The organism is Micrococcus sp. CS26, assembly GCF_055522295.1.
Genome location: NZ_JBVFVY010000001.1, coordinates 175,142 through 201,987, shown reverse-complemented (window position 1 = coordinate 201,987; position 26,846 = coordinate 175,142). Strand labels below are relative to the sequence as shown.

Annotated in this window: 25 protein-coding genes; 17 read left to right on the top strand and 8 right to left on the bottom strand. The window is 69.9% G+C overall.

The window, feature by feature from the left end:
* Positions 1 to 33: 33 nt before the first annotated feature.
* From ACZ1IK_RS00915 to ACZ1IK_RS00880, 8 genes are all read left to right on the top strand, one after another.
* Positions 34 to 1,077, top strand: a complete 1,044-nt coding sequence (locus ACZ1IK_RS00915) for a type ISP restriction/modification enzyme (protein ID WP_465098218.1) — start codon at positions 34 to 36, stop codon at positions 1,075 to 1,077.
* Positions 1,078 to 1,616: 539 nt separating this feature from the next.
* On the top strand, positions 1,617 to 3,302 hold the full coding sequence (locus ACZ1IK_RS00910) for a DUF262 domain-containing protein (RefSeq protein WP_340309455.1): 1,686 nt from the start codon (positions 1,617 to 1,619) through the stop codon (positions 3,300 to 3,302).
* A gap of 134 nt (positions 3,303 to 3,436) precedes the next feature.
* Complete coding sequence (gene nrdF / locus ACZ1IK_RS00905) at positions 3,437 to 4,420, top strand: class 1b ribonucleoside-diphosphate reductase subunit beta (protein WP_152743901.1); 984 nt, start codon at positions 3,437 to 3,439, stop codon at positions 4,418 to 4,420.
* Between the two features lie 508 nt (positions 4,421 to 4,928).
* A complete protein-coding gene (locus ACZ1IK_RS00900; protein ID WP_396717765.1) occupies positions 4,929 to 5,834 on the top strand; it encodes a MetQ/NlpA family ABC transporter substrate-binding protein in 906 nt (301 codons plus the stop codon).
* A gap of 3 nt (positions 5,835 to 5,837) precedes the next feature.
* Entirely contained in the window at positions 5,838 to 6,932 is a 1,095-nt protein-coding gene (locus ACZ1IK_RS00895) for a methionine ABC transporter ATP-binding protein (protein ID WP_084785995.1), read from the top strand.
* The gene (locus ACZ1IK_RS00890; protein WP_061867741.1) at positions 6,929 to 7,606 is read left to right on the top strand and encodes a methionine ABC transporter permease; all 678 of its coding nucleotides are present in this window, start codon (positions 6,929 to 6,931) and stop codon (positions 7,604 to 7,606) included. Before ACZ1IK_RS00895 ends, ACZ1IK_RS00890 begins: the two co-directional genes overlap by 4 nt.
* An 88-nt stretch (positions 7,607 to 7,694) precedes the next feature.
* Positions 7,695 to 8,561: a thioesterase family protein gene (locus tag ACZ1IK_RS00885; protein WP_095695658.1), complete on the top strand. Its 867-nt coding sequence runs from the start codon at positions 7,695 to 7,697 to the stop codon at positions 8,559 to 8,561.
* Positions 8,558 to 9,313, top strand: coding sequence for a lipoate--protein ligase family protein (locus ACZ1IK_RS00880; RefSeq protein WP_465098217.1), 756 nt, complete (start codon positions 8,558 to 8,560; stop codon positions 9,311 to 9,313). Before ACZ1IK_RS00885 ends, ACZ1IK_RS00880 begins: the two co-directional genes overlap by 4 nt.
* Here ACZ1IK_RS00880 and ACZ1IK_RS00875 read toward each other — a convergent pair.
* From ACZ1IK_RS00875 to ACZ1IK_RS00865, 3 genes are read right to left on the bottom strand one after another with little or no spacing between them, the layout of a single operon-like run.
* A complete protein-coding gene (locus ACZ1IK_RS00875) occupies positions 9,303 to 9,923 on the bottom strand; it encodes a uridine kinase family protein (RefSeq protein WP_465098216.1) in 621 nt (206 codons plus the stop codon). The two genes, ACZ1IK_RS00880 and ACZ1IK_RS00875, sit on opposite strands and share 11 nt — an antisense overlap.
* A gap of 32 nt (positions 9,924 to 9,955) precedes the next feature.
* Entirely contained in the window at positions 9,956 to 10,612 is a 657-nt protein-coding gene (locus ACZ1IK_RS00870) for an MBL fold metallo-hydrolase (protein ID WP_004167600.1), read from the bottom strand.
* Positions 10,612 to 11,706: an S-(hydroxymethyl)mycothiol dehydrogenase gene (locus ACZ1IK_RS00865; protein WP_095346714.1), complete on the bottom strand. Its 1,095-nt coding sequence runs from the start codon at positions 11,704 to 11,706 to the stop codon at positions 10,612 to 10,614. The genes ACZ1IK_RS00870 and ACZ1IK_RS00865 overlap by 1 nt, the downstream gene beginning before the upstream one ends.
* Positions 11,707 to 12,028: 322 nt before the next feature.
* Between ACZ1IK_RS00865 and ACZ1IK_RS00860 the strand changes: the two genes are divergently transcribed.
* From ACZ1IK_RS00860 to ACZ1IK_RS00850, 3 genes are all read left to right on the top strand, one after another.
* Positions 12,029 to 12,181, top strand: a complete 153-nt coding sequence (locus ACZ1IK_RS00860) for a hypothetical protein (RefSeq protein WP_225348462.1) — start codon at positions 12,029 to 12,031, stop codon at positions 12,179 to 12,181.
* Between the two features lies 1 nt (position 12,182).
* On the top strand, positions 12,183 to 13,004 hold the full coding sequence (locus ACZ1IK_RS00855) for an SOS response-associated peptidase (RefSeq protein ID WP_095353986.1): 822 nt from the start codon (positions 12,183 to 12,185) through the stop codon (positions 13,002 to 13,004).
* A gap of 213 nt (positions 13,005 to 13,217) precedes the next feature.
* On the top strand, positions 13,218 to 13,934 hold the full coding sequence (locus tag ACZ1IK_RS00850; protein WP_254184507.1) for a hypothetical protein: 717 nt from the start codon (positions 13,218 to 13,220) through the stop codon (positions 13,932 to 13,934).
* Between the two features lie 68 nt (positions 13,935 to 14,002).
* Here the strand turns inward: ACZ1IK_RS00850 and ACZ1IK_RS00845 are convergent, their stop codons facing one another.
* Together ACZ1IK_RS00845 and ACZ1IK_RS00840 are read right to left on the bottom strand one after the other, a co-directional pair.
* Positions 14,003 to 14,503 carry a PKD domain-containing protein gene (locus ACZ1IK_RS00845; protein ID WP_230260529.1) on the bottom strand — a complete coding sequence of 167 codons (501 nt, stop codon included), beginning with the start codon at positions 14,501 to 14,503 and terminating at the stop codon, positions 14,003 to 14,005.
* A gap of 464 nt (positions 14,504 to 14,967) precedes the next feature.
* Positions 14,968 to 15,687 carry a DUF6318 family protein gene (locus ACZ1IK_RS00840; RefSeq protein WP_095353990.1) on the bottom strand — a complete coding sequence of 240 codons (720 nt, stop codon included), beginning with the start codon at positions 15,685 to 15,687 and terminating at the stop codon, positions 14,968 to 14,970.
* 474 nt (positions 15,688 to 16,161) lie between these two features.
* Between ACZ1IK_RS00840 and ACZ1IK_RS00835 the strand changes: the two genes are divergently transcribed.
* The 5 genes from ACZ1IK_RS00835 to pgsA all read left to right on the top strand — a co-directional run bounded on the left by ACZ1IK_RS00835 (position 16,162) and on the right by pgsA (position 23,599).
* Complete coding sequence (locus ACZ1IK_RS00835) at positions 16,162 to 16,488, top strand: DUF6504 family protein (protein ID WP_036338972.1); 327 nt, start codon at positions 16,162 to 16,164, stop codon at positions 16,486 to 16,488.
* On the top strand, positions 16,485 to 20,183 hold the full coding sequence (locus ACZ1IK_RS00830; RefSeq protein ID WP_101967798.1) for a DNA polymerase III subunit alpha: 3,699 nt from the start codon (positions 16,485 to 16,487) through the stop codon (positions 20,181 to 20,183). The genes ACZ1IK_RS00835 and ACZ1IK_RS00830 overlap by 4 nt, the downstream gene beginning before the upstream one ends.
* 109 nt (positions 20,184 to 20,292) lie before the next feature.
* The gene (thrS, locus tag ACZ1IK_RS00825; RefSeq protein ID WP_036383787.1) at positions 20,293 to 22,311 is read left to right on the top strand and encodes a threonine--tRNA ligase; all 2,019 of its coding nucleotides are present in this window, start codon (positions 20,293 to 20,295) and stop codon (positions 22,309 to 22,311) included.
* A complete protein-coding gene (locus ACZ1IK_RS00820) occupies positions 22,308 to 22,988 on the top strand; it encodes an HIT family protein (protein WP_095353994.1) in 681 nt (226 codons plus the stop codon). The genes thrS and ACZ1IK_RS00820 overlap by 4 nt, the downstream gene beginning before the upstream one ends.
* The gene (gene pgsA / locus ACZ1IK_RS00815) at positions 22,988 to 23,599 is read left to right on the top strand and encodes a phosphatidylinositol phosphate synthase (RefSeq protein ID WP_044659663.1); all 612 of its coding nucleotides are present in this window, start codon (positions 22,988 to 22,990) and stop codon (positions 23,597 to 23,599) included. Before ACZ1IK_RS00820 ends, pgsA begins: the two co-directional genes overlap by 1 nt.
* A gap of 25 nt (positions 23,600 to 23,624) precedes the next feature.
* Here pgsA and ACZ1IK_RS00810 read toward each other — a convergent pair whose 3' ends face one another.
* Genes ACZ1IK_RS00810 through ACZ1IK_RS00800 form a run of 3 tightly spaced genes read right to left on the bottom strand, consistent with a single transcriptional unit; the run spans position 23,625 to position 25,540 of the window.
* Complete coding sequence (locus ACZ1IK_RS00810) at positions 23,625 to 24,143, bottom strand: aminoacyl-tRNA deacylase (RefSeq protein WP_044659664.1); 519 nt, start codon at positions 24,141 to 24,143, stop codon at positions 23,625 to 23,627.
* A gap of 7 nt (positions 24,144 to 24,150) precedes the next feature.
* Entirely contained in the window at positions 24,151 to 24,609 is a 459-nt protein-coding gene (locus ACZ1IK_RS00805; protein ID WP_004167585.1) for a SufE family protein, read from the bottom strand.
* Between the two features lie 37 nt (positions 24,610 to 24,646).
* Positions 24,647 to 25,540 (bottom strand): sulfurtransferase, encoded by an 894-nt coding sequence (locus tag ACZ1IK_RS00800; protein ID WP_044659665.1) that lies wholly within the window; start codon positions 25,538 to 25,540, stop codon positions 24,647 to 24,649.
* Positions 25,541 to 25,763: 223 nt separating this feature from the next.
* On the opposite strand from ACZ1IK_RS00800, the gene zapE reads away from it, so the two are divergent.
* Complete coding sequence (gene zapE / locus ACZ1IK_RS00795; protein WP_080981737.1) at positions 25,764 to 26,819, top strand: cell division protein ZapE; 1,056 nt, start codon at positions 25,764 to 25,766, stop codon at positions 26,817 to 26,819.
* Positions 26,820 to 26,846: the final 27 nt, after the last annotated feature.

The window sequence follows — 26,846 nt, the reverse complement described above, 5'->3', positions numbered from 1 at the left end:
GCCCGATGGGAAGGGGCGGGGAAGCCAACCCCGGTGGAATCTTTCATCGACAAGGATCCGGCCAGAATCAGCTGGGCCCGCTCACTTCGTGCCGCGTTGGCGAAGGGTGAAAAACTTCCGAAGGCGAACGAGGAATCTCGGCGGGTGGGGGTCTATAGGCCATTCAATAAGCAGGCCGTCTACTTTGCTCGACTCTTGAATCACGAGCGCGGTCAGCAGCCCAAGTACTTCCCTGTTCGAGACATGAACAACTGCGGTTTCTACGTCGTTGGGCCAGGAAACGACAAGCCGTTCACCGCACTGATGACCGACGCTCTGCCTGACCTCTCCTTTTGGGGCTCTGGTCAGGGCCAGTTCTTTCCCCGCTACACCTACGCGGAGTCGAGTGGTGACCTGTTCTCTCAGGCTGACGGGCCGTCGTCGCCTGCGGATCGGTACACGGGCGTGGACAACATCACGGACGCGACACTGGCCTCCTACCGGGCGGCGTACGGCGAAGCGGTGACGAAGGACGACATCTTCTACTACGTCTACGGCCTGCTGCACTCGCCCGATTACCGGGAGCGGTTCGCGGCGGACCTGAAGAAGATGCTGCCGCGCATCCCGCAGGTGCCGTCCGTGGAGGACTTCCGGGCATTTTCGGATGCCGGCCGGGCACTGTCGGAGCTGCACATCGGGTATGAGACGGTCGAACCGTTTGCACTGCAGGAACAGTGGGCTGCGACCGCCGACGGCCTGGACGAGTACGAGCGATTCCGTGTGACCAAGATGAAGTACGGCGGCAAGTCCGGTGCCTGGGACAAGACCACCGTGAAGTACAACGGCTGGCTGACGCTCACAGGCATTCCGGAGGAGGCGCAGCGGTACATGCTGGGCTCACGGTCCGCGCTGGACTGGATCCTCGAGCGGTATCAGGTGAAGACGGACAAGGCGTCGGGCATCGAGAACAACCCCAACGACTGGTCCCGCGAACACGGGCAGCCCCGCTACATCCGCGACCTCATCGGCCGGATCGTGACGGTGAGCCTGGAGACCATGAAGATCGTGGACAGCCTGCCGAAATTGGAGGTGGAGTGACGGCTGCCAATGCGTCTCCGCGACCAAGCTGGGCCTTGAGGCAGACGGTTCGGAACCGGGACGTGGGTGCACCGGTAGTCGAGATATCCGAATCGAAAGTTCATCCGCATTCTCCGAACGCTGCCCGCCTCCACGCCGGTGACGGACACCTACGAGAAGCTCCACGGTCAAAAGCGCGGTGTCTGGCACCAGACTCAGCACGAGCACATGATCGGCTGGTTCAAAGGTCAGGCAACTCGAGGATCTGGGGGATACACCCCTACGACGCCCAATTTCGATGTCCGGCTGACGTGCAACAGACTCCAGTGCTGGGAGATGTTTTTGTGGATTGGCGAGACGCTTGGGGCTGACCATCCACTGGTATCTGTAGCGGCTGCGGCCGAGACCGACCACCGACGCCGCTGTGGGATCATCCGACACCACCTGTCATGGGCCGCGGTAGTCGCGCCACTTGTCCTCGACCGGCCGAAGAGCCTCTGAAATTTGAGTTGCAACTCCGCGCTGTGGGTCGTGACCTGCGGCAAACTGAGGACATGCACGTGAACGCCCAGCCCATGAAGGCCGCCGAGATTAACCTCGGGAAGCTCTTCACGAACGACTTCGATTTCGTCATCCCGGAGTACCAGCGCCCCTACGCATGGGGACAGGAGGAGGCCCTCCAGCTGCTGGCCGATCTCGAAGGAGCGCTCGAGCGTGACACGGAGGAACCGTACTTCCTCGGTTCGGTCGTGCTCGTGAAGGACGCCGCGTCGTCGCACTCGGAGGTCATCGACGGGCAGCAGCGACTCACGACCCTCACCATCCTGTTGAGTGTGCTGCGCGACCTTGTGGATGATCCGGCATTCCGCTCCGCGGTGCACGGGTTCGTGGAGGAGCCCGCCGTCGAGTGGGACGACCTTCCAGCCCGTCCTCGCTTGACGCTGCGTCCACGGGACCGGGAGTTCTTCAGAAAGCACGTCCAGACGGACGGCGCCACCGCAGCGCTGGTGGACATCAGCGACAACCAGACCAGCACGGATTCCCAGCGTGGAATCCGGGACAATGCCAAGGTCTTGCGGGAAAAGCTGGTGGCATGGGGAGAGTCAAGGCTCAAAGAGCTGTTCAAGATGCTCGCCAAGCGCACCTTCGTGGTGACCGTGAGCACCCCGGACCTCAACAGTGCCTACCGGATCTTCTCCGTCATGAACGCCCGGGGACTGGCGCTGGCCCCCTCTGACATCTTCAAGTCGCAGGTGATCGGGGCCATCCCGGAGCAGTCCCGTCAGCATTACGCGGACCTCTGGGAAAGCCTCGAAGAGAATCTGGGGCGTGACGAGTTTGCGAACCTGTTCTTGTACATTCGCATGGTGGTCTCGCGCAAACGAGCTGTGAAATCCCTGCTCCAGGAATTTCCTGAACAAGTCTTGGACCCCTACCTGCGAGCCAATGACGGCATCGCGTTCATCAAGGATGTGCTCGAACCCTATGCGAAAGCAGACATGCGCCTGGTCGCCCAGGATTTTGCGGGCGGTGCCGAGTGGGAAAAGGTCAACGCGTGGTTGAAACGGCTCGTTGAACTCGACAACGACGACTGGCGGCCTCTGGCGCTGTGGGCGCTTCGAGCCCACCCGGATGACCCTGCCTTCCTCTCGGACTACTTGGAGAAGCTCGAGCGCCTCGCGGCCAGCATGCTTCTGCGGCGTGAATACCGCACGCCGAGGATGCAGCGCTACCACGTCCTCCTCGACCAGCTTGCCGAGGGGCGGGGCCTCGACGCGGCGGCGTTCGCGCTCAGTGATGCGGAGAAGGCGGCGACCCTCGAACAGCTCACCGGGGACATCTACTTGACGCGACCGGTGCGGCGCTATGTGCTGTTGCGCCTGGACTCGATGCTTGCGGACAACCCAGGCGCATCGTATGACCATTCCGTCATCACTGTGGAACACGTGCTGCCTCAGAGTCCCGCTGTCGACAGTCAATGGCGCCAGGACTTCACTGATGAGGAAGCCGAGCGCTGGGTGCACCGCCTCGGTAACCTCCTCCTGCTCAATCGGAGGAAGAACAGCCAAGCTCAGAACTACGACTTCGACAAGAAGAAGAGCATGTACTTCACCTCGACAAAGGGGGTGGCAATGTTTGCACTCACCACGCAGGTTATCAATACCGATTCTTGGACCCCGGCCATAGTGGGCGAACGGCATGAGCGACTTGTCGGCCTTCTAGCTGACGCGTGGGAACTTCGGTAAGCGTGGCCGACCACACCCTCGCCTCCATGGCCCCAGCGGCGCCCAAGGCCTAGACTGTCCCGGACCCGCGCCCCGATGACCGTGCTCTCGCGAGCCCCCGGAATCCGCGGATTCTCAACGAATTCTTCTGAAGGATGTGCCCTGCCGTGACCGAGACCCAGCAGTCCCACCTCGTCGAGGCGATCAACTGGAACCGCATTCAGGACGAGAAGGACGTGGAGGTGTGGAACCGCCTCGTCAACAACTTCTGGCTGCCGGAGAAGGTGCCGCTGTCCAACGACGTCCAGTCCTGGTCCCACCTCACGGATGAGGAGCGGCTGCTCTCCATGCGCGTGTTCACGGGCCTGACGCTGCTGGACACGATCCAGGGCACCGTGGGCGCCGTCTCCCTCATCCCGGACGCCATGACCCCGCACGAGGAGGCCGTCCTCACGAACATCGCGTTCATGGAGTCGGTGCACGCGAAGTCGTACTCCTCGATCTTCTCCACGCTGGCCTCCACCCCGGAGATCGACGAGGCGTTCCGCTGGTCTCGTGAGAACCGGAACCTGCAGGCCAAGGCCCGCCTGATCGTGGAGCGCTATGACGGCCAGGATCCGTACAAGAAGAAGATCGCCTCCACCCTGCTCGAGTCCTTCCTCTTCTACTCGGGCTTCTACTGGCCCATGTACCTCTCCGGGCACGCCCGCCTCACCAACACCGCCGACCTGATCCGCCTGATCATCCGCGACGAGGCCGTGCACGGGTACTACATCGGCTACAAGTACCAGCGGAGCATCGAGACCCTGCCGGAGGAGAAGCGGGAGGAGCTCAAGGCCTTCACCTTCGAGCTGCTGTTCGAGCTGTACGAGAACGAGGTCGAGTACACCCATGACCTCTACGACGCCGTCGGCCTGGCCGAGGACGTGAAGAAGTTCCTGCACTACAACGCGAACAAGGCGCTGATGAACCTGGGCTACGAGCCCATGTTCCCGGCCGAGACCACGAACGTGAACCCCGCCATCCTCTCCGCACTCTCCCCGAACTCGGACGAGAACCACGACTTCTTCTCCGGATCCGGCTCCTCCTACGTGATCGGCAAGGCCGAGAACACCGAGGACGAGGACTGGGACTTCTGATCCCGTCCGCCTGAGCCCCGTCCCGACGACGGCCGGTCGCCTCCCCGCGGAGGCGCCCGGCCGTCGTCGTCCCGCGAGAGGCATCACACGTCGGCCCCGGGCCCCGCAGTATGACGCTGCGCGTCACGGCCCTGCCCGATGGAGCGCACACGCTGCGATAGGCTTGGGCCCAGCTTCAGGAGAAGCGGCTGTGGACCCCGCCTCGGCGGGTCCACGTGGTCCCACGACGAGCCGCTCGCCAACCCCATGTTCACGGGTGGCAACGGACCGAGAAGCGGCCCGCCTCCGCTGCGTGCAGACCCCTCGAGGGGAGCCCGCGGTGACTGGGGGACGGGCAAGAGCAGCGTTCGAAAGGATCCCGGCCTCCGGCTCGGGGCGTCTCTCGCCCCCCGCCCGCCGTGCTGTGCCCCGCGGGGAATCACCCACCGCACGGCCCACCCCGCACCGTTCCGCACCCGCCGTGCCCACCCGCGCCGGCGACGTCGCACCGTCCTCCAAGGAGAACCCCATGACGACCCCCTCGAACATCTCCCGCCGCTCCTTCGCCGGCCTGTCCTTGGCCGCCGTCGGCGCGTTCGCCCTGACCGCCTGCAACTCGCAGGCCGAGACGAAGGGCGACGACGGCGCCCAGACCGTGCGCATCGGCGTCGTGTCCGAGAACGAGACGCACCGCGCCCTGGTGAAGCTCGCCAAGGAGAAGCACGGCATCGACGTCGAGATCCGCAACTTCACCGAGTACACGCAGCCGAACCCGGCGCTGGACAACGGCGACATCGACATGAACTGGTTCCAGCACATCGCCTACCTGGCCGACTACAACCAGGCCTCCGGCAAGGACCTGACGCTGATCGGGACCACCGAGATCATCCCGCTGCCCCTGTACTCCAAGAAGTACAAAGACGTCTCCGAGTTCAAGAAGGGCGACACCGTCGCCATCCCGAACGACACCGTGAACCAGGCCCGCGCCATCAACGTGCTCGTCGCCGCCGGCCTGTTGAAGCTGTCCAACGAGACCATCCGCCCGGAGCCGAAGGACATCGACGAGGCCGCCTCCACCGTGAAGGTCCAGACCGTGGCCGCCCAGCAGACCGTGAACGCGCTCGAGTCCGTCCAGGGCGCGGTCATCAACAACACCTTCTCGGCCGACGCCGGCATCGACACGAACACCGCCCTGTTCAAGGACGATCCCAAGGACGACTCCGCCAAGCCGTACGTCAACGGCTTCGCTGTGCGTCGCGAGGACCGCGACAACGAGACCTACAAGAAGATCGCGGCGCTGTACCACGAGCAGCCCGTGCTGGATGAGTCCGCGAAGCTCTCCTCCGACACGAGCGTGCCGGTGCAGCTCGACACCGCCCAGATCGACGAGACCCTGAAGCAGTACCAGGACGCGATCGCGAAGCAGGACGCCTGATCCATGGCAGGTTCCCATACGTCCGACCGTGACGCGGTCACCCCGGGGCGCCCCTCCGCGGGCGCCCCGGGGGAGCCGGTCATCGTCTTCGACCACGTCAGCCGCGTCTACGCCGCCAAGAAGGGTGCCGGTGTGAAGGCCGTGGACGACGTCTCGCTCGCCGTGAACCGCGGCGAGGTCTTCGGCGTCATCGGCTTCTCCGGCGCCGGCAAGTCCACCCTGATCCGCATGATCAACGGGCTGGAGAAGCCGACGTCGGGCACCGTCACGGTGCTGGGCCAGCAGGTCTCCCACCTGTCCGAGGCGAAGCTGCGTCCGCTGCGCACCCGCATCGGCATGGTGTTCCAGCAGTTCAACCTGCTGACCTCCCGCACGGTGGCCGGGAACATCGAGTTCGCCCTGGACACGGCCGGCTGGCCGCGGTCCAAACGCCGCGCTCGCGTGGCGGAGCTGCTCGAGTTCGTCGGCCTGGCGGACAAGGCCAAGCACTACCCGGAGCAGCTCTCGGGCGGCCAGAAGCAGCGCGTCGGCATCGCCCGCGCCCTGGCCGCCGAGCCGGAGATCCTGCTCGCAGACGAGGCCACCAGCGCCCTGGATCCCTCGACGACGCACGAGGTGCTCTCCGTGCTGCGCCGCGTCAACGAGGAGCTCGGGGTCACGATCGTGGCCATCACCCACGAGATGGAGGTCATCCGCTCGATCGCCGACCGTGTCGCCGTGATGGACAGCGGCCGCGTGGTGGAGTCCGGCAAGGTCTACGACCTCTTCTCTCGGCCCGCCCACTCCGCCGACGCCGCGTCCTTCGTGGCCACGGCGCTCAAGGACCGGCCGAATGCCGAGGAGGTGGCCCGCATCCGGGCGCGCACCGAGGGTCGGCTGATCATGGTCTCGCTCAAGGACGCCGCCGCGGTGTCGGCCGTGCTCGGCACCGCGTCGACGCGCGGCGTCGGCTTCGAGATCGCCCACGGCGGCATGTCCGCCACCAAGGACTCCGCGTACGGCCTGCTCACCGTGGCGCTCACGGGTGAGCCCGCCGCGGTGGACGCGTTCGTCGCGGACCTGGCCGGCGCCGGGGACGTGCAGGAGGTGCAGCAGTGATCGACCGTTTCCAGAACCTCGACTGGGGGTACTACGGCCCCGAACTCCTGACCGCCGTGGGGGACACCCTCTACATGGTCGGCTGGGCGTTCGTCATCGGCGGCGTCCTCGGCCTGCTGGTCGGGCTCCTCCTCTACACCACGCGCCCGGGCGGCATCTTCGCCAACCGCGCCGTCTACCTGGTCACGAACTTCATCGTGAACCTCATCCGGCCCATCCCGTTCGTCATCCTCATCGCCGCCCTGCAGCCGCTGACCATCGCGGTGCTCGGCACCGGCATCGGCAACACCGCCGTGGTGTTCTGCATGATCTGGGCGTCCACGTTCGGCATCGCCCGCATCGTGGAGCAGAACCTCGTCTCCCTCGACCCCGGCGTGATCGAGGCCGCCCGCGCGATGGGCGCCTCACGCATGCGGATCGTGCGCACCGTGGTGCTGCCCGAGGCCCTCGGCCCGCTGATCCTCGGCTTCACATTCGTGATCATCTCGCTCGTGGACATGTCCGCCATGGCGGGCATCATCGGCGGCGGCGGCGTCGGCAACTTCGCCATCGTGGAGGGCTACAACCGGTTCCGTCCGGAGGTCACCTGGCTGGCCGTCGTCGTGGTGATCGTGTTCGTCCAGGCGCTGCAGCTGATCGGCAACGGCATCGCCCGCAAGGTCATGCGCCGCTGAACCCCGGCTCGGCCCACGCCGTGACGGCCGGTGACATCCCCGCGGGGACGTCACCGGCCGTCGTCGTCGTTCTGGCAGACTTCGGCCCATGACCGACATCACCTCCACCCCCGCGACCTCCGTCGCCGACGATCCCCTGGCCTTCTACGTCCGCCTCGGCGAGCCCACCGTGGACGCCGACGGCGTCCGCACCTCCCGCGTGCGCTCCACCGTGCACGCCCAGGGCGCATGGCGGGAAGAGGAGATGCACATGGCCGCCGTCTCGGGCCTGCTGCTGCACGAGGTCGCCGCGCACGAGACCACCCCCGGGCTGCGGGTGGGACGGCTCTCCTACGACATCCTGGGCACGCTCTGGTCGGGCGAGCTCGAGGTGGTCACGCGCACCCTGCGTCCGGGCCGCACCATCGAGCTCGTCGAGTCCGTGCTCCACGCCCGGGGCCGCACCGTGCTGACCCTGCGCGCCTGGCTGCTGTCCACCTCGGACACCTCCGCCGTCGCCCAGCTGCCGGACGAGCCCCTCCCGCCGCGCTCGCAGGCGCAGTCGCACAACGCGCTCCACGGATGGGGAGGCGGGTACATCGCCTCCCTCGACGGCGTCGTCCTGCCCGGCCACGGGCCGGGCCACGGCCGGGTGTGGCTCACCACGGACCGCGAGATGGTGGCGGGGGAGAGCACGAGCGACCTGGTGCGCCTGATCAGCCTCACCGATGCGGCCAACGGGATCGCCCCCGCCCTGCCGGCGAAGCCGGGCGGGTGGTTCTTCCCCAACGTGGACCTGCAGATCCACCTGTACCGCGAGCCCACCGGCCACTGGCTCGGCCTCGCGGGGCAGGTCACGGTGGGCCCGGACGGCGTGGGCCTGACCAGCACCGTCCTCCACGACGACGACGGCCCCTTCGCCCACGTCGAGCAGACCCTCACCCTGCGCTCCTGGCCGGTCGAGGGCGGCCTGTGAGCCCAGCTCCCCGGCTGCGCTGGGCCGTGCAGGAGCGGACCCTCGGGGCCGCTGAAGACCTCGACTGGGCCATGGACGAGCTGGCCGTCTTCCGCGCCGCCGCGGCCGAGGGAAGGGCCCTCGACGACCTGATCCGCGTCTACGTGCCCGAACCGACGGTCGCGTTCGGCCAGCGCGACGCGCGGCTGCCCGGCTTCGCGGCCGCGGCTGCGGCGGCCCGGGCCCACGGCTTCGCGCCGGTGGTGCGCCGGGCCGGCGGGCGGGCGGCGGCCTACCATCACGGCTGCCTGGTAGTGGACCACCTGAGCCAGCAGGAGGACGCGGCACTCACCCAGCAGGCCCGGTTCGCCGAGTTCGCCGACCTGTTCGTGCGGGCGTTCGCGCGCATGGACGTGCCCGCCTCCGTGGGCGAGATCCCGGGGGAGTACTGCCCGGGTGAGTTCTCCGTGCAGGGTCCTGCGCCGACCTACCCGGTGAAGCTGGCCGGCTCCGCGCAGCGCGTGGTGAAGGGGGCGTTCCTGTTCTCCACCCACGTGGTGGTGTCCGACCCCGCTCCGCTGCGGGCCGTGCTCGTCGACGTCTACCGGGAGCTCGGCCTGGACATGGACCCCCGCACGGCGGGCGCGGCCGAGGACGTGCGCCCCGGGGTGAACGTTTCCGCGTTCGCCGCGGCCCTGTGGGAGGAGTACACGGCGTGGGCCGCCGCCGCCGGGCTCGAGGTCGTGGACGACCAGCTCGCCGTCAGGCCGTGAGGTCGGCGATGATCTCCCGCTTGCGCCGCGGGGTGAAGCCGGCCGCCACCGCCGCCGTCCGGCGGGCCGCGTCCGTCCGATACAGGGACCAGCCCCGCTGCACGAGGAACGGCACCGGCTTGCGGCGTTCGGCGACGTCGCGCACGAACCGGCGGGCCGCCGTCGTGGTCCGCGCCTGGTCGATGTACCAGGCCGCGTAGCTGACCCCGGCCCGGTCCAGGGCCGCGGGCATGCGCTCGGCGAAGATGCCCTCCGCCACGATCACCCCGCCCGGCTCGAGCGCGACGGTGCTGTGCCCGCGGACGGAGGACGTGGAGATGTCGTAGTCGGGCACACGCGTGGCGCCCTCCTCGAGCAGCTCGACGACGGCGTCCACGGCCGCCTGCTCATCCCACGTTCCGGGGTGGTCCCAGTCGATCTCACCGTAGGGGGTGCGCGGGAACACGGGGCCGGGCCCGCCCGCGGCGCCGTCGTCGGACTGCGGACGGTAGAACGCATCGAGCGAGAGGTGGGGCCGGCCGTGCCGCCGGGCCAGGTAGGACTTGCCGGAGCCCGACGCGCCGCCGAGCAGGATCACGGAGGGAGGGGGCGAGGCGGGGAGGATGGTCACGGGGGACCATTCTTCCCCACCTCGGCGCGTCCTCAGTGGCCGCGGTCGATCCACTCCTGCAGGTGCGGCTTCTCCGTGCCGATTGTGGTGGAGTCGCCGTGGCCGGTGTGGACCACGGTGGCCTCCGGCAGCGGGAACAGGCGCTCGCGGATGGACTCGATGATCGTGTCGAAGTCCGAGTACGAGCGGCCGGTGGCGCCGGGCCCGCCCTGGAACAGGGTGTCGCCGGAGAACACGACGCCGGTCGGGGCGCCGTCGTCGCCGGCCTCGCCCAGGGCGGGGGCGTACAGGCAGACCGAGCCGGGGGAGTGCCCGGGGGTGTGCAGCACCCGCAGCTCGACGCCGGCCACGCGCAGGACGTCGCCCTCGGCGAGCGCGCCGTCGGGCTCCTCGTCGGGGAAGACGTCGTCCCAGAGCATGCGGTCTGCGGGGTGGAGCAGCACGGGGGCGTCCACCATCTGGCGGAACTCCTGGACCTGGCGGATGTGGTCGTCGTGGCCGTGGGTGAGGACGATGGCCAGCACCTGGCGGCCGTTCACCTTCTTCCAGACGGCCGAGGCGTCATGGGCCGGGTCGATGACGACGCACTGCTCCGCGCCGCCGACGATCCACACGTTGTTGTCCACGTCGAACGTCTCCCCGTCCAGGGAGAACGTGCCGGAGGTGACCAGGTGATCGATGCGCGCCATCAGAGCACCACCACCGAGCGCAGGACGTCGCCGGACTTCATCGTCTCGAAGGCCTCGTTCACCTCGTCCAGGGCGATGGTCTCCGTGACGAACTCGTCCAGCGGCAGGCGGCCCAGGCGGTACTGGTCCACGAGCATCGGGAAGTCGCGCTCCGGCAGGCAGTCGCCGTACCACGAGGACTTCAGCGCGCCGCCGCGGCCGAAGACCTCCAGCAGGGGCAGCTTCAGCTCCATGCCGGGGGTGGGCACGCCCACCAGGACGACGCGGCCGGCCAGGTCCCGGGCGTAGAACGCCTGCTCGTAGGTCTCCGGGCGGCCGACCGCCTCGATGACCACGTCGGCGCCGAAGCCGCCGGTCGCCGCGCGGATGGCCTCCACGGGGTCCTCGTCCTTCGAGTTCACGGTGTGGGTGGCGCCGAGCTCCTCGGCCTTCGCGAGCTTCTTGGCGTCGATGTCCACCGCGATGATCGTGGTGGCGCCGGCGAGCTTCGCCCCGGCGATCGCGGCCACGCCGACGCCGCCGCAGCCGATCACGGCCACGGACTCGCCGAGCTTGACCTCGCCGGTGTTGATGGCCGCGCCGATGCCGGCCATGATCCCGCAGCCGAGCAGGCCGACCGCGGCCTGTTCCTTGGGAGTGTCGACGCCGTCGACCTGGGTGCACTGCTTGGCGTGGACGAGCGTCTTGTCCGCGAACGCCCCGATGCCCAGGGCCGGGGACAGCTCCGTGCCGTCCTCGAGGGTCATCTTCTGGGTCGCGTTGTGGGTGTTGAAGCAGTACTTCGGCTCGCCCTTCCGGCACGCGCGGCACTCGCCGCACACGGCGCGCCAGTTGAGGATCACGGTGTCGCCGACCTTGACGTGGTCGACGCCCTCGCCGATCGCGGAGACCACACCCGTGGCCTCGTGGCCGAGCAGGTACGGGTACTCGTCGCCGATCCCGCCCTGCTGGTAGTGCAGATCCGTGTGGCAGACGCCGCAGGTCTTGATGTCGACGACGGCCTCGCCGGGTCCCGGATCGGGGATGACGATGGTCTCGATGGTGACGGGGGCGTCCTTCGCCATGGCGACGACGCCGCGGACCTTCTGGGACACGTTGTTCCTCCTGGTGGTGGGGATCTGCCCGATGCCGCGCATGCGTGGGGCGGCGCGACGTGCGGGCTCGTTCTGCCCATCCCATCACAGGACCCTGTGCGACGCATCGGTGAGCAGCCGGGGGGCCTGGTGTGTGGCGTCACCATGGCGGCCAGGGGAGACTGCAACCTGACCCGCAGCACCGATGTGAACGGAGGGGCGAACCGTGGCACGACATGGCAGAGACGAGGACGAGGCGTACGAAGCTCCGGAGGCTCCAGCCGGGGCTCCGGCCGGTGCCCGGAACGGCACCGGGGCGCTCGCTCAGTGGCGCATCCCACTGGTGGGGCTGCTGATCGGCGTCGGCCTGGGGGTGGTGTTCGGACTGGGCACCGAAAGGCCCTGGGGCACTGTGCTCGGCTGCGCGATGATGGGCTTCGCCCTCGGCATCGCGTGGATGTATGTCGAGCGTGGCCGGGACGGGAGGGACCGCTGACGTGTGCGGCCGCTACGTGATGGCCCGCGCCACGAGCGACCTGGTGGCCCTGGGCGATGCCGAGACGAATGAGGAGCTGGTGCTGCGCCAGAGCTGGAACGTGGCGCCGACAGCCGAGGTGCCGATCCTCGTGGCGCATGCGGACGACGGCGGCGCCGGAGTGACCCGGCGGATCCACGTGGCCCGCTGGGGCCTGGTGCCGCCGTGGGCGGAGGAGCTGTCCGTGGGGTCCCGTGCGTTCAACGCGCGCTCGGAGACCGTGGCCTCCAAGCCGACGTTCCGGGCCGCCGTCCGCGCCCGCCGCTGCGCTGTGCCGGTGGAGGGCTACTACGAGTGGAAGACGCCGGAGCCTGGCGCCAAGGGCCCCGACGGGCGGGCCGCGAAGAAGCAGCCCTACTACGTGCACCCGGCCGGGGCCGGGGACGGCGAGGGGCCGGTCATCTGGTTCGCCGGCCTGTACGAGTGGTGGCAGGACCCCGAGGCCCAGGCCGCGGGGGAGGACGCCTGGGTCCTCTCGACGACGATCCTCACCATGGCCGCACCCGACGCGGACGACGACGAGCCGGTGCTCGCCGCACTCGGCCAGCTGCACGACCGGATGCCCGTGCCCATGGACGCCGAGACGATGGACCGGTGGCTCGCCCCGGACACGCTCGGGTCCGCCGAAGAAGCCGACGCCCTCGTGGGCGAGGTGTGCGCCGGCGCGTACGAGGTCGCGGCGGGCTGGTCGCTGCGGCCCGTGGGGGGCGCTGTGGGGAACGTCCGGAACAACGGGCCGGAGCTGATCCAGGAGATGAGAGAGCAGCAGGGAACGCTGCTCTGAAGGACGGGGCGACGGGGATGACCTGCCCGTGAGACGCGGGAACGCGGTGCCGCGGCATCGTGATCGGATCGAGACGGATCCGAGAGCGTTCTGAACTCCCCCTGAGAATGGGCTCTGCGGAGCGTGGGTGTCACCGGGCCGGCATGAGCGCCGCATCTTTTGGAGGGGTGCCACGGTGAGCCCGGAGACTGTCATCTCCTGTTCACCCTGTCCGTGGACGGCACCCCGGTGGCCGCCGCTCTCTACGACGAGACCGCCGGCACTCCGGAGGGCAACAGAGGCCCTTCTGCCGGGCTCGTCTACGCGTGGGGCGAGCACAGCCTGGCCGACCCCGTGTTCGGGGACTACCCCGAGCGGTTCCTCACGCTGCAGCACGCCGAGCCGGGCGTGCTGCTGCCGTTCCGGTCCGAAGGCCTGGGCGACGACGCGGCGGTCGCGGAACTCTCGTGGGGTCCGCGCTGGGGTGCCTTCTGGCGCGACACCACGGTGGACTTCTTCACCGGGTTTCACTACCTCGCCGACGCGACATACCCGACCGACGATCGCCTCGTCCTCGACTGGTCGCTGGACGGGGTGACCAAGAGTGAGGACGTCATCATCACCCAGGACGCGGAGCGGTCCGACGTCTTCGCGTTCGTCGAGTTGCTCGCGGACGGGCAGAAGCCCCGGGCCCTGAACGTGCCGGCGGAGGAGGGTGCCCCGTCTCCCGGCGAGGCGGACCCGGTGCCGCCCGCCGAGCAGGAGCCCGTCGACACTCCGGCTCCCGTGGCCGGGGAGGAACCGGGGGAGGGAACGGGCGGGGAGGAGGCCCACACGACCCCGGACACGGTCGAGACCGGGCGTGAAGTTCCGGCGGGTGCGCTCGGAGCGCTCGCGGCCCTCGGTGCGGGACTCGTGCTCACGGCCCGGGGGCGGGTGCGCCGGGTCTGACACACCCGGCCGATGAGTGGGCCGCGGGGCGGTGGACGGGAGACCGTCGGCCGCCCCGCGGTCTGTGCTCAGCCGGCCGGAGCGGATTCGATGGGGCCGGTGCAGCCCCAGGCTGAGGAGTCGACGCTGCAGTCATCGGCGACATTGCGGGTGATGGTGCGCCAGATGTTCGCGGTGACGGGGGCCGAGTCGAGGCTGATGGTGCCTGGGATGAGCACCCACTCGCCCCCGGCCTCCCGGTATTCGCCGATGTACACGGTGGTGAGGCGGACCGTGTACTGCCCGGTGTCCTCGTACACGTGGCTCGTGGGGGTGGGGACGTTGAACTCCGGCTGGCTCTGGCCTGCGACCGAGGTGGTCTTGGTGGGGGACCCGTCCCCGTAATCCCAGTGGAAGCTCACCGGCGTGGCGCGGAGTTCGACCTCGACCCCGTTGAGGGTGGTGACGAGCGTGCGTGTTTCGGCGTCTGCGTAGAAGTTGGTCTCCGCATTGCGGATCCCGCGTCCGCCGTTGTCCGACCGGATCTCAGGCTCCAGCACGAGGAGCGTGCGGACCTCGTCGATGGACACGGGCGGGGCGCCGTCTGCTGCTGGGGCTGGCGAACCCGCAGTAACGCATTCCGGCCGGCTGTAATAGGGATCCCTATCTGGGCGAGTTGTGTCGACGAACTGCTCACGTACCCATGCCCCTTCTGGGCAAAAGGCCTCGGTCTGTTCGCGACACGTCCCAAAATCGGAATTATTCTCTTGATTCGGAAAACAGGCGTCTACAGTGCGCTGCTCGATTGCCGGCTTTTCTCTGGCTCCTGGAGCGGCAACTTCGGATACCGGTTCGGAGGCCGGCTGAGGGGGCTGTGTTCGCGACTGTTTCTTGCACTGCGTTCGAATCCTAAATTCGACGTCTTCTCGCTTGCCACTAATGGGAACATCGGTGCAGGGCTTCGCGCGCTGTGCGTGTGCCGATGGCGCTTGAATCAGCGTTAGGGCAATGCAAGCAGTTACTATCGCAATCAAAATACGCGAGATGGAAGGCATTATTGAGCATCCTGGTGATTTTGCATCTCATCGATCACCCAGTGGCCCTTGGAGGGTTCGTAGACTACGTCGGCCAGCCAGGTCTCGTCGTGAGTTTCCACCCCACTGGCAGAGTCGTCTCTAACGCCCTGTGAGTCGAAGACCTCTACAGCGGATGCGTCACGAACAAGAGTAGCGGTGTAGCCAAACTCTGACGGGGTGAGAGTCAACGATTTGATCGAGGTGTGCTCTCCCGTCGACCAGCCACCTTCTTTGTAGTGCTGGGCAGTTGAGTCGGATACGGCTTGGCAAAGCTCGCAGTATTCGCTGTATGTCGAATCAAAATCAGCGGTTTCTCCGGTCTGGTCAGTGTAGTAAATGGCCTCCCAGAAATAGCGAATTGCCGCCTCGGCGCCCTCCTTGGTCTCTTCCTTCATGGCGGCGGGCATCTCCGGCTTGGGCACGTTCCGCGCGGGGCCGTCGGCAGACGCGGGCACGTATTCGCCGGACCCGCTCTCCGTGGCCGTGGGGGATGAGCTGACGCCTGCGGTCTCACTCGTGCTCGCGGGCGCGGACGTCTCGACGGCGGGCTTGGCGGACGAGGGTGACGTCGTCGACGACTCGGCGGGCTCGGACTGCCCGCCACAGGCGGTCAGTGCGAGCGCCAAGGCCACGCTGAGCGTGCCGGCCTGGGCGAATCGGTGGCGGCGCAGGGCGCGCCCGGGTGCGGTGAGAGACATTTCCCCTCCAACTGGACGTCCGTCGTGTGTCCGCGCCTCCCGCGCTGATCCCGCAACGCGGTGCCCGTGGCATGCGAGGCCCGGTTGGTTCGGAGTATACGCAGACGGATTGTGGTCCTGCTCGCATTGTCCACAGGACCGTGCCGGCGCACTTCTTCCGGCCCAAGAGACGATTTTCTCGTGCGTGTGCGCCCCAAGGTCGGGTTTGAGGCCTACGGCCAGGACTCGGCCAGCCGGCCTCACGAAAAGGGCGTTCCCGGCCTCGCCCGTCTGGGGCGATGCGTCCTTAACGTGTCCGGCGGGCGCCCTACGTTCGCACCCATCGCATTCGAACACATGTTCGAGTACGATCGGGTGTGCGGCCCCACCTTCCCACTTCTTCCCCGCGTCCGGTCCGCCGGACGGGCCGCGCTCCCATCGCCCGACGGCACCCCGTCGTCGGTCCGGTCAGCAGTGCACAGGGAGAGAAGCAGAATGGGAGTCCTCACACAGTCGGTGGCGGTGGAGTGCGGGGCAGACGGCACCCCGCAGGGGCTGCGCTGGAACGGGCGGGACTACGTCCTCGCAGAGCGCCCCGTGCGCTGGTTCGAGCGGCGCCGCTGGTGGGCGGAGGAGGTCCGCGCGGAGAAGGGCCGCGGCGCCGGTCTCGTCGACCACGAGATGTGGCGGTTGCAGGTCCGCCTGGCCCGGGCCGGCGCCGCGCCCCTGCAGACCCTCGACGTCGCCCACCACCTGGACTCCGGCCGGTGGCGGCTCGTGCGCGTCCACGAGCACGCCCAGGACCTGAGGCGGTCGGCATGAGCCGGGCCGCCGCGGCCGGACGCACCGCCGCACCCTTCGCCCACCTGCACGTCGCCTCCGCGTTCAGCGCCCACTACGGGGTCAGCTGGCCCGAGGACCTCGTGGCCGCCGCCGCGGCCGCGGACATGGACCTGCTGGCCTGCACCGACCGGGACGGGCTCTACGGCATGGCCAAACACGTGGGTGCCTGCCTGCGCCACGGCATCACCCCGATCGTGGGCGTGGACCTGGCCGTCCGGTGGAGCGAGGACGAGGACGCCGGCCGCGTGGTCGTGCTCGCCCGAGGAGGCTGTCATGGCTCCGGCTACCGCTCCCTGTGCGAGCTCGTCTCCGCCGCCCACGCCCGCACCACCGGGGGAGCGGCGGGCGGCAGCCCGTGGGCCAGCGTCGCCGAGCTCGCCGCCGCGGCGGCCGGCCGTGTCCCCACCGCCGCCAACCGGGACAACCCGCCCACCCCCGAGCTGTTCGTCCTCCTCGGCCCGGACTCGGACGTCGGCCGCCACCTGGCCCGCCGCCGGTACGCGGCCGGCCTCACCGCCCTGCGCCGCTGGAAGGCGGCCCTGCCCGCAGGCAGCCCCCACGCCGATGTCGTCACCCACCTCTCCGCCCCCGGCCGACGCCTCGACACCGGGCACGCCGTGAAGACCCTCCGCGCCGCCCGCCAGGCCCGCATCCCCGCCGTCCTGACCAACGCCGTGCGCTACGCGGCCCCGGACGGTGCCGCCACCGCGGACGTCCTCGACGCCGTCCGTGCCCTCAGCTCCCTCGACGCCCTCCACGACCTGCAGCCCAACGGGCAGGGCTGGCTCAAGTCCACCGCCGCCATGCACCGCATCGCCCACGAGATCGCCTTCGCCGCCGACGACCGCCCCGCCCCCCTGCTCGAGGCCACCCGCCGCCTCGCCGAGGCCTGCGCACTCGACCCCGAGACCGACCTCGGCTGGGGCGTGCCCCGCGTCCCGGAGGCCGCCGTCATCGGCATCGACGGCCCCCCGGAGCACGTGCTGCGCGAGCGCACCCGCACCGGCCTCCTCGCCCGCTACCCCCACCTCCACACCGGGGGAGGCCTCCCCGGCACCAGCCAGGCGGCCCGGGACCTGCAGGACCGCGCCGAGCACGAGCTCGGCATCATCACCCGACTCGGCTTCTCCTCCTACTTCCTCACCGTGGCCGCCGTCGTCGACCTCATCGAGGGCATGGGCATCCGCGTGGCCGCCCGCGGCTCCGGCGCCTCCTCCCTCGTCAACCACGCCCTGCGCATCTCCCATGTCGACCCCATGGCCAACGGCCTGATCATGGAGCGCTTCCTCTCCACCGACCGCTCCACCCTCCCGGACATCGACATCGACGTGGAGTCCGCCCGCCGCCACGAGATCTACCACGCCGTCGTCGAACGCTTCGGCGCCGAGCGCACCACCCTCATGAGCATGCAGAACGCCTACCGGGCCCGCGGCGCCGTCCGCGACGCCGGCCTCGCCCTCGGCATGCCCGAACCCGAGGTGGACGCCATCGCCAAGCAGCTCTGGCGCTTCTCCGCCTCGAACTTCCGCGAAGCCCTCCAGCGCATGCCCGAACTCGGCGGCCTCTCCCGCCGCATCGAGTCCGGCCGCGCCGAGGGCGACCGCCAGCTGGACCTGCTCGTCGACCTCACCGAACGCCTCGACCGCCTGCCCCGCCACATCTCCATGCACCCCTGCGGCGTCATCCTCGGCGACGCCACCCTGCTGCACCGCACCCCCGTCCAACCCTCCGGCATGGGCCTGCCCATGAGCCAGTTCGACAAGCACGACATGGACCCCATGGGCTTCCTCAAGCTCGACATCCTCGGCGTGCGCATGCAGTCCGCCATCGCCTACACGATCGCCGAGGTCGAACGCACCACGGGCGAGCGCATCGACCTCGAACAGGTGCCCCTCGACGACGACGCCACCTACGCGATGATCCGCACCACCCACACCCTCGGCTGCTTCCAGATCGAGTCCCCGGGCCAGCGCGAACTCGTCGGCAAACTCGCCCCCCGCGAGTTCAACGACCTCACCGTGGACATCTCCCTCTTCCGCCCCGGCCCCATGCAGTCCGACATGGTCCGGCCCTTCCTCGAACAGCGGCACGGCTGGGCACCCGCCCACTACCCGCACCCCGACCTGCGGCCCGTCCTCGCCGAGACCCACGGGGTCACCGTCTTCCACGAACAGGTCCTGCGCACCATGGACGTCATGACCGGCTGCGGACTGGCCCGCGCCGACGAGCACCGCCGCCTCCTCGGCGGCCCGCAGGAACACCTCGTCGAAGAGGCCTTCCGCACCGGCGCCCTCGCCCGCGGCTACTCCCTCGACGTCATCGACGAGGTCTGGGCCACCCTCTCCGCCTTCGGCTCCTTCGGCTTCTGCAAGGCCCACGGCGCCGCCTTCGCCGTCCCCACCTACCACTCCGCCTGGCTCAAGACCCACCACCCCGCCGCCTTCATGGCCGCCATCCTCGAACACGACCCCGGCATGTACCCCGCCCGCCTCATGGTCGCCGAGGCCCGCCGCATGGGCATCCCCGTCCTCCCCGTGGACGTCAACGCCTCCTCCCGCCACGTCCACGTCGAATGGGTCCCCGCCCACCCCGAGATCGACGACGGCGCCCCCGGCCGCTGGGGCATCCGCCTGCCCCTCACCAGCCTCTCCGGACTCAGCGAAGCCGAGACCGACCGCCTCGACGCCGGCCGTCCCTACCGCTCCCTCGCCGACGTCCGCGACCGCGCCCGCCCCACCGCCCGCAACCTCGAACGCCTCGCCCAGCTCGGCGCCCTCGACTGCCTCCTCCCACCCGGCGGCGCCTCCCGCACCGACCTCGTCCACCACCTCGAACTCCAGCACTCCACCACCCGCGGCACCGCCCCCGGCCGCACCGCCCCGCGCTCGCGGTCCGCCCGTCCACGGCAGGTGGAGGGCCAGCTGGCCCTGGACCTGCCGGACACCGAGCTCACCGCCCTCGCCCCGCTCTTCCCGGACCCGGGCCCGGCCGCCCGGGTCCGCACCGAGCTGGAGCTCACCGCCCTGGACGTCACCGCCCACCTCATGGACTCCCACGCCCCGTACCTGGACGCGCTCGGCGTCACCCGGGCGAAGGACCTGCTCGGGCTGCGCACGCAGTCCCGGGTGCTCGTGGCCGGGGTGCGCGTGGCCACCCAGACCCCGCCCATGCGCAGCGGCAAGCGGGTGGTGTTCCTCTCCGTGGACGACGGCACCGGCTGCGTGGACGCTTCCTTCTTCACCGAGGCCCAGCACGCCTCCGGGGAGATGCTCTTCTCCGCCCGCCTCCTGCTGATCGAGGGCACCGTCCGGCGCACCGGCGACCGGGCCGTGTCCGTCCAGGCCGTGCGCGCCTGGGACCTGCACCGGCCCGAGACGCTCCCGGACCCCGACTACCTGGACGCCACCCGGCAGCAGTGGCGGGACTGGCTCGCGGCGGACCGCCGAGCCGCCGCCGCGCGCCGCAGCGGCCGGGCGGGCACCGGGGCGCAGCCCCTGCCGGACATCCCGCACCACGGCACGGGCGGCTGGCCCGTGAAGGTGCGTACCGACGTCGGGCCGGCCGGCGGGGCCCGCCCCGGCCGCACGGCACCCGATCGGCCCGCTCCGGAGCACACCCCGATCCCGGTGCCCCACCCGGAGACGTGGGAGCTGCTGCCCACCCCGGACAGATGAGACCGCTCGCCTCCGTGCCCCGCCGTCCGGCCGCGCCCCTAGAATGGGACGCGGCCGACGGTGGCCCCCGTACGCCACCGATCCCGAAGCCAGACCTCGAAGGAGCACCGTGTCGGAGCCGAAGAACATCCTGCTGACCGTGGACGGAGAGCTGCGGGAGGTGACGCACGGCACCACCGGCCTCGACCTCTTCCGCGAGAAGCCGACCACCGCCGTGATGCGGGTGGACGGCCTGCTCTGGGACCTGGCCCGCGAGATCCCCGCCGGCGCGTCCGTCGAGTCGGTGGACATCACGGAGCCCGAGGGCCTCGAGGTGCTGCGGCACTCCACCGCCCACGTGATGGCCCAGGCCGTGCAGCAGCTGCGCCCGGGCGCCAAGCTCGGCATCGGCCCGTACATCACGGACGGCTTCTACTTCGACTTCGACGTCGACGATCCCTTCACCCCCGAGGACCTCAAGCAGATCTCCTCGCTCATGCAGAAGATCGTGAAGTCCGGCCAGACCTTCCGCCGCCGCGTCGTGGACGAGGAGACCGCCCGCGCCGAGATGGCGGACGAGCCCTACAAGCTCGAGCTGCTCGGCAAAAAGGACGCCGCGGACACCGCCGGCGAGGGCGCCTCCGTGGAGGTCGGGGCCGGGGAGATCACCATCTACGACAACGTGGACCGCAAGACCGGCGACGCCGTGTGGTGCGACCTCTGCCGCGGCCCGCACCTGCCCTCCACCAAGCTCATCGGCAACGGCTTCGGGCTCACCCGCTCCGCCGCCGCCTACTGGCTCGGCAACGAGAAGAACAAGCAGCTGCAGCGCATCTACGGCACCGCGTGGGCCAGCAAGGACGACCTCAAGGCCTACCAGGAGCGCCTCGCCGAGGCCGAGCGCCGCGACCACCGCAAGCTCGGCGCCGAGCTGGATCTCTTCTCCTTCCCGGACGAGCTCGGCTCCGGCCTGCCCGTGTTCCACCCGCGCGGCGGCATCATCCGCAAGGAGATGGAGGACTACTCCCGTCGGCGCCACACCGAGGCCGGCTACGAGTTCGTCTACACCCCGCACATCACCAAGCAGCACCTCTACGAGGTGTCCGGCCACCTCGACTGGTACGCGGACGGCATGTTCCCGCCCATGCGCATCGACGAGGTCCGTGATCCCGAGACCGGCGAGATCACGCGCCAGGGGCAGAACTACTACCTCAAGCCGATGAACTGCCCCATGCACAACCTGATCTACCGCTCCCGCGGCCGGTCCTACCGTGAGCTGCCGCTGCGGCTGTTCGAGTTCGGCTCCGTGTACCGGTACGAGAAGTCCGGCGTGGTCCACGGGCTCACGCGCGTGCGCGGCATGACCCAGGACGACGCCCACATCTACTGCACCCGCGAGCAGATGAAGGAGGAGCTGACCACCACGCTCAACTTCGTCCTCGACCTGCTCAAGGACTACGGCCTCAACGACTTCTACCTCGAGCTCTCCACGAAGGACCCGGAGAAGTTCGTCGGCTCCGACGAGATCTGGGAGGAGGCCACCCGCACCCTCGCCGAGGTCGCGGAGGCCTCCGGTCTGCAGCTCGTCCCGGATCCGGGCGGCGCCGCGTTCTACGGCCCGAAGATCTCGGTCCAGGCCCGGGACGCCATCGGCCGCACCTGGCAGATGTCCACCATCCAGCTGGACTTCAACCTGCCCGAGCGCTTCGACCTCGAGTACCAGGCCGCCGACGGCACCCGTCAGCGCCCCGTGATGATCCACCGCGCCCTCTTCGGCTCCATCGAGCGCTTCCTGGGCGTCCTCACCGAGCACTACGCCGGCGCGTTCCCGGCCTGGCTTGCCCCGGAGCAGGTCGTGGCCATCCCGGTGGCCGAGGCATTCAACGACTACCTGGACGACGTCGTCGCGAAGCTGCGTGCCGAGGGGATCCGGGCGCGCCTGGACGACTCCTCGGACCGCTTCCCGAAGAAGATCCGCACCGCGGCCAAGGAGAAGGCGCCGTTCGTGCTGATCGCCGGCGGCGAGGACAGGGAGGCGAACGCCGTGTCCTTCCGCTTCCGCGACGGCACCCAGGACAACGGCGTGCCGGTGGAGGAGGCGATCGAACGCATTGTGAAGGCGGTGCGCGAGCGCGAGGTCACCCCATGACCAGCCCCGGCACCGGCGGATCCGACGCGCGGGCGCAGGCCCGCGCGTCGGCGGACGCCGCCGCCACGGACGGCTTCGAGCTGCCCGGCGCCCCGGACGCCTTCGAGCGGTTCTGGAACGCCCACCGCATGGCGTACGTGTCCAAGGGGACGGGCCAGGTCAAGGACGAGCACACCTGCCCGTTCTGCGCGGCCCCGCAGCGCGACGATGAGGACTCCCTCATCGTCCACCGCGGCCGCACCGCCTACGTGGTGCTGAACCTGTACCCGTACAACCCCGGTCACCTGCTCGTCTGCCCCTACCGCCACGTGCCCCTGTACACGGACACCACCACGGAGGAGGCCGCCGAGATGGCGGAGCTGACCCAGACGGCGATGCTCGCCCTCGGCCAGGCCGCCGGCGCGTCCGGCTACAACCTCGGCATGAACCAGGGGGCGGTGGCCGGCGCCGGGATCGCGGCCCATCTGCACCAGCACGTGGTGCCGCGGTGGACCGGCGACGGCAACTTCCTGCCGATCATCGCCCGGACCAAGAACATGTCGCAGACCCTGGGGGAGACCCGTCAGATCCTCGCGGACGTCTGGGACCGGGCCGCCCAGGACCACGCCGCGCGCCGGGCGGCCAACGCCCGTGCCGCGGCCGAGCATCCTCGCCCGGGGGCCGGAGACCCCGCCTGATGCTGGACCGTCACGCGCGCGGCGTCACCACCCGCCTGTTCACCCCGGTGGCCCGTACGCTCCTGCGGGCCGGGGTCAGTCCGGACACCGTGACGGTCGTCGGCACACTCGGCGTGAGCCTGGGCGCGCTCGTGCTCTTCCCCCTGGGGCACCTGTTCTGGGGCACGCTCTTCATCACCGCGTTCGTGTTCTCGGACCTGGTGGACGGGATCATGGCGCGCGAGGCCGGGTCCACCGGCCGCTGGGGCGCGTTCCTCGACTCCACCCTGGACCGCGTGCAGGACGCGGCCGTGTTCCTCGGGCTGTGCCTGTGGGGCTTCGGCGTCGGCGCCGCACCCGCGGTCGGCGCGCTCTCCGGGGCCTGCCTGGCCCTGGGCATGCTCGTCTCCTACGTGCGCGCCAAGGCGGAGGCCCTCGGCTGGGACGCGCACGTGGGCATCGCCGAGCGCGCCGAACGGCTCGTGGCCACCCTCGTGGTCGCCGGCCTCACCGGCCTCGGTCTGCCCCCGGTCGTCCTGGCCGTCACCTTGGGGCTGCTCGCCGCAGCCTCCCTGGTCACCGTCGGCCAGCGCATGGCTGTGGTGCGCCGCCAGGCGCGCGACGACGTCTGACCGGCCCGGCCGCAGGACCCGCCCGTCAGTCCGCCGCGATCTCCGCGACGACGGCGCCCGTCACCTGCACGAGGTCGGCGGGCGCGATCTCCACATCCAGGCCGCGTTGCCCGCCGGAGACGTACATGAGCTCCGCGTCGAGGGCGGAGGAGTCCAGGACGACGGGGTGGGGCCGGCGCTGGCCCAGGGGAGAGACGCCGCCCCGCACGTAGCCGGTCCGGCGTTCGACGACGGCCAGATCGGCCAGGGCGAGTCGCTTGACGCCCAGCACCGCGGCGGCGGCCCGCAGGTCCAGCTGACCGGACACGGGCACCACGCACGCGGCGAGCGCGCCGTCGGGGTCCGCCACCATCAGCGTCTTGAACAGTCGGTCGGCGGGCACGCTGAGCGCCCGGGCGACCTGGACGCCGAACCGCTCGCCGCCGGCGTCGAGGGCCACGTCGAAGGTGTGCAGCCGGTACGGGACCCCGGCGGCCTCGAGGGCGGCGACGGCCGGTGTGGCCGCCCCGTGCCGGGCGCTGCGATCCTTCTTGCGCTGGCCCACGGCGGACTCAGGCGATCCCGGCCTGCTCGCGCACGTTGCGCTTGATGCGGCCGAGCATGGCGGACATTCCGCGCAGGCGCAGGGGGGTGAGGGCCTTGGCCAGACCGAGGCGGGTGGGGATGTCCTCGGGCACGTCCAGGACCTCGAGGGCGCTCAGCCCGTCCAGGCCCTGGGTGAGCACGGAGGCGAAACCGCGCGTGGTGGGCGCCTCCGGGGGAGCGGTGATGAAGAGGCGGACCGGGGCCTGCGGACCGGGCTCACCCTCGAGCTCCACGGCCAGGAACAGCGGGGTCTGACACTCCACGACCTGCTCCATCTCGGCCTCGTGGCCGTCGTAGCGCTCCGGCAGCGCCGGCAGCTCGTCCGAGAATTCCAGCAGCAGCTCGAGCTTCTCGGGATCGGGCACCCCGGCGAAGTCGTCGATGATCTCGGCCAGGGCGGCGGGCACGGCGTGGTTCTCGGTCATGGTGTCCCAGTCTAGTGATCCACGCCGTGCCGGGGGCTCAGCGCGCGGGGGCCTCGCCCGGCTCTTCGCCGACGGCGATCGGCAGGCGCACGGCGTTGCCCCACTCGGTCCAGGAGCCGTCGTAGTTGCGGACGTCCTCGTGGCCGAGCAGGTACTTGAGCACGAACCAGGTGTGGGAGGACCGCTCGCCGATGCGGCAGTAGGCGATCACGTCGTCACCCTCCTGCAGCCCGGCGCCGGCGCGATAGACCTGCTCCAGCTCGGCGCGGGACTTGAAGGTGCCGTCCTCGTTGGCCGCGGACGCCCACGGCACGGACGCCGCCGTGGGGATGTGGCCGCCGCGCAGGGTGCCCTCCTGCGGGTAGCCGGCCATGTGCGTGGTCTCGCCCGTGTACTCGGGACGGGAGCGGACGTCGATCAGCGGGGTGGTCCCGATGGCCTGCAGGACGTCCTCGCGGGCGGCACGATCTGTGTGGTCGTCGCGCTCGATCACCGGGTACTCGGCGCGGGCCACGGTCGGGACCTCGCGGGTGGTCTCGCGTCCCTCCGCGATCCACTTGTCACGGCCGCCGTCCATCAGGCGCAGGTCCTCATGGCCGTAGAGGGTGAACACCCACAGGGCGTAGGCGGCCCACCAGTTGGACTTGTCGCCGTAGAACACCACGGTGGTGTCCCGGGAGATCCCCTTGGAGGCGGCGAACTCGGCGAAGGCCTCGGGGCCGACGAAGTCGCGGGTGACGGGGTCGTTGAGCTCGGTGTGCCAGTCGACGCGTTGGGCGCCGGGGATGTGGCCGGTGGAGTAGAGGAGAGCGTCCTCGTTGGACTCGAGGACCACGACGTCCTCGTCGCCGACATGGTCGGCGACCCACTGCGTGGACACCAGCTTCTCGGGGTGGGCGTACTCGGAGAACTTCGCGGCGGTATCGGTCATGGCACTGCCTTCCTTCGCGTCGGGGCGGGCCCGCACGGGCCCGGGGCGGGCGGCACGACGACGGCGGGTTCCGTGTCCGTGCCCTGCGCGCCAGATTACGGCACGTCGGTGTCACGTAAGAGGGTAGGGGCCCCTCAGTCCGGGACACGCGAGGTCACATGGGTCGGGTCCGCGGCCCGATAGCATGGCCCGGAATCCCCGTCGTCGACCCTGGGAGTGTCCCGTGGCTCAGATCGTCCACCTCGCCGACCGTTCGCCGCAGGTCACCCCGGACCAGCTGTTGTCCGGCTTCCACCCGTCGTACCGCTTCGGCACGGTGTCCTTCGACACCTACATCCCGGACCCCGCGCACCCCTCGCAGGCACAGGCCGTGGAGCGGCTGCGCCGGTTCGCGGCAGACCTCGGCCGGGGCGGTTCGGGCGGCGGGTTCCTCGGCGGCCTGTTCGGCGGGAAGAAGCGGGCGGCAGGGCCGGCCGGCATCTACCTCGACGGCGGTTTCGGCGTCGGCAAGACCCACCTGCTGGCCTCGACGTGGCACGCGGCCCCCGGGCCCAAGGCGTTCGGCACGTTCGTGGAGTACACCAACCTCGTGGGCGCCCTGTCCTTCCGCAAGGCGGTGGACGAGCTCAAGGAGTACACCCTCGTGTGCATCGACGAGTTCGAGCTCGACGACCCGGGGGACACCGTGCTGATGTCCCGCCTCATGCGCGAGCTGGCCGACGCCGGCGTGCGCCTGGTGGCGACCTCCAACACCCTGCCGGGCTCGCTCGGCGAGGGGCGCTTCGCGGCGCAGGACTTCAAGCGCGAGATCCAGGTCCTGGCCGACCAGTTCGAGGTCATCCGCGTGGACGGCGAGGACTACCGCCACCGCGGCCTCTCCGCCGCCCCGTCGCCGCTGGACGACGCCGCCGTCGAGGCCACCGCCCAGGAGAACTTCCCCGACGCGGGTGTGCTCGCCGTGGACGACTTCGCGGACCTCACCGCGATGCTCTCCCGCGTGCATCCCTCCCGCTACCGCGAGCTCGTCAAGGACGTGGACGTGCTCGCCCTCCACGACGTGCACACCATCACGGAGCAGGCCACGGCCCTGCGCTTCGTGGTGTTCGCGGACCGCCTGTACGACAAGGACGTGCCCGTCCTCGCCTCCGGCGTGCCCTTCGACGCCCTGTTCACGCAGGAGATGATGCACGGCGGCTACATGAAGAAGTACTTCCGCACGGTCTCCCGCATGACCGCCCTGGTCCGGGAGGGCCAGACGGGCGTGGCCGAGCACAAGTGAGCCACCGCCCCTGACCGGCACGACGAC

Excerpts from the sequence above, each read along its gene's own strand:
- ACZ1IK_RS00870 (WP_004167600.1), bottom strand. The coding sequence starts at position 10,612 with ATGGCGCGCATCGATCACCTGGTCACCTCCGGCACGTTCTCCCTGGAC.
- nrdF (WP_152743901.1), top strand. The coding sequence starts at position 3,437 with ATGTGCCCTGCCGTGACCGAGACCCAGCAGTCCCACCTCGTCGAGGCG.
- ACZ1IK_RS00800 (WP_044659665.1), bottom strand. The coding sequence starts at position 25,540 with ATGACCGATACCGCCGCGAAGTTCTCCGAGTACGCCCACCCCGAGAAG.
- ACZ1IK_RS00840 (WP_095353990.1), bottom strand. The coding sequence starts at position 15,687 with ATGTCTCTCACCGCACCCGGGCGCGCCCTGCGCCGCCACCGATTCGCC.
- pgsA (WP_044659663.1), top strand. The coding sequence starts at position 22,988 with ATGCTGGACCGTCACGCGCGCGGCGTCACCACCCGCCTGTTCACCCCG.
- ACZ1IK_RS00885 (WP_095695658.1), top strand. The coding sequence starts at position 7,695 with ATGACCGACATCACCTCCACCCCCGCGACCTCCGTCGCCGACGATCCC.
- ACZ1IK_RS00805 (WP_004167585.1), bottom strand. The coding sequence starts at position 24,609 with ATGACCGAGAACCACGCCGTGCCCGCCGCCCTGGCCGAGATCATCGAC.
- ACZ1IK_RS00900 (WP_396717765.1), top strand. The coding sequence starts at position 4,929 with ATGACGACCCCCTCGAACATCTCCCGCCGCTCCTTCGCCGGCCTGTCC.
- ACZ1IK_RS00820 (WP_095353994.1), top strand. The coding sequence starts at position 22,308 with ATGACCAGCCCCGGCACCGGCGGATCCGACGCGCGGGCGCAGGCCCGC.
- ACZ1IK_RS00895 (WP_084785995.1), top strand. The coding sequence starts at position 5,838 with ATGGCAGGTTCCCATACGTCCGACCGTGACGCGGTCACCCCGGGGCGC.
- ACZ1IK_RS00830 (WP_101967798.1), top strand. The coding sequence starts at position 16,485 with ATGAGCCGGGCCGCCGCGGCCGGACGCACCGCCGCACCCTTCGCCCAC.
- ACZ1IK_RS00835 (WP_036338972.1), top strand. The coding sequence starts at position 16,162 with ATGGGAGTCCTCACACAGTCGGTGGCGGTGGAGTGCGGGGCAGACGGC.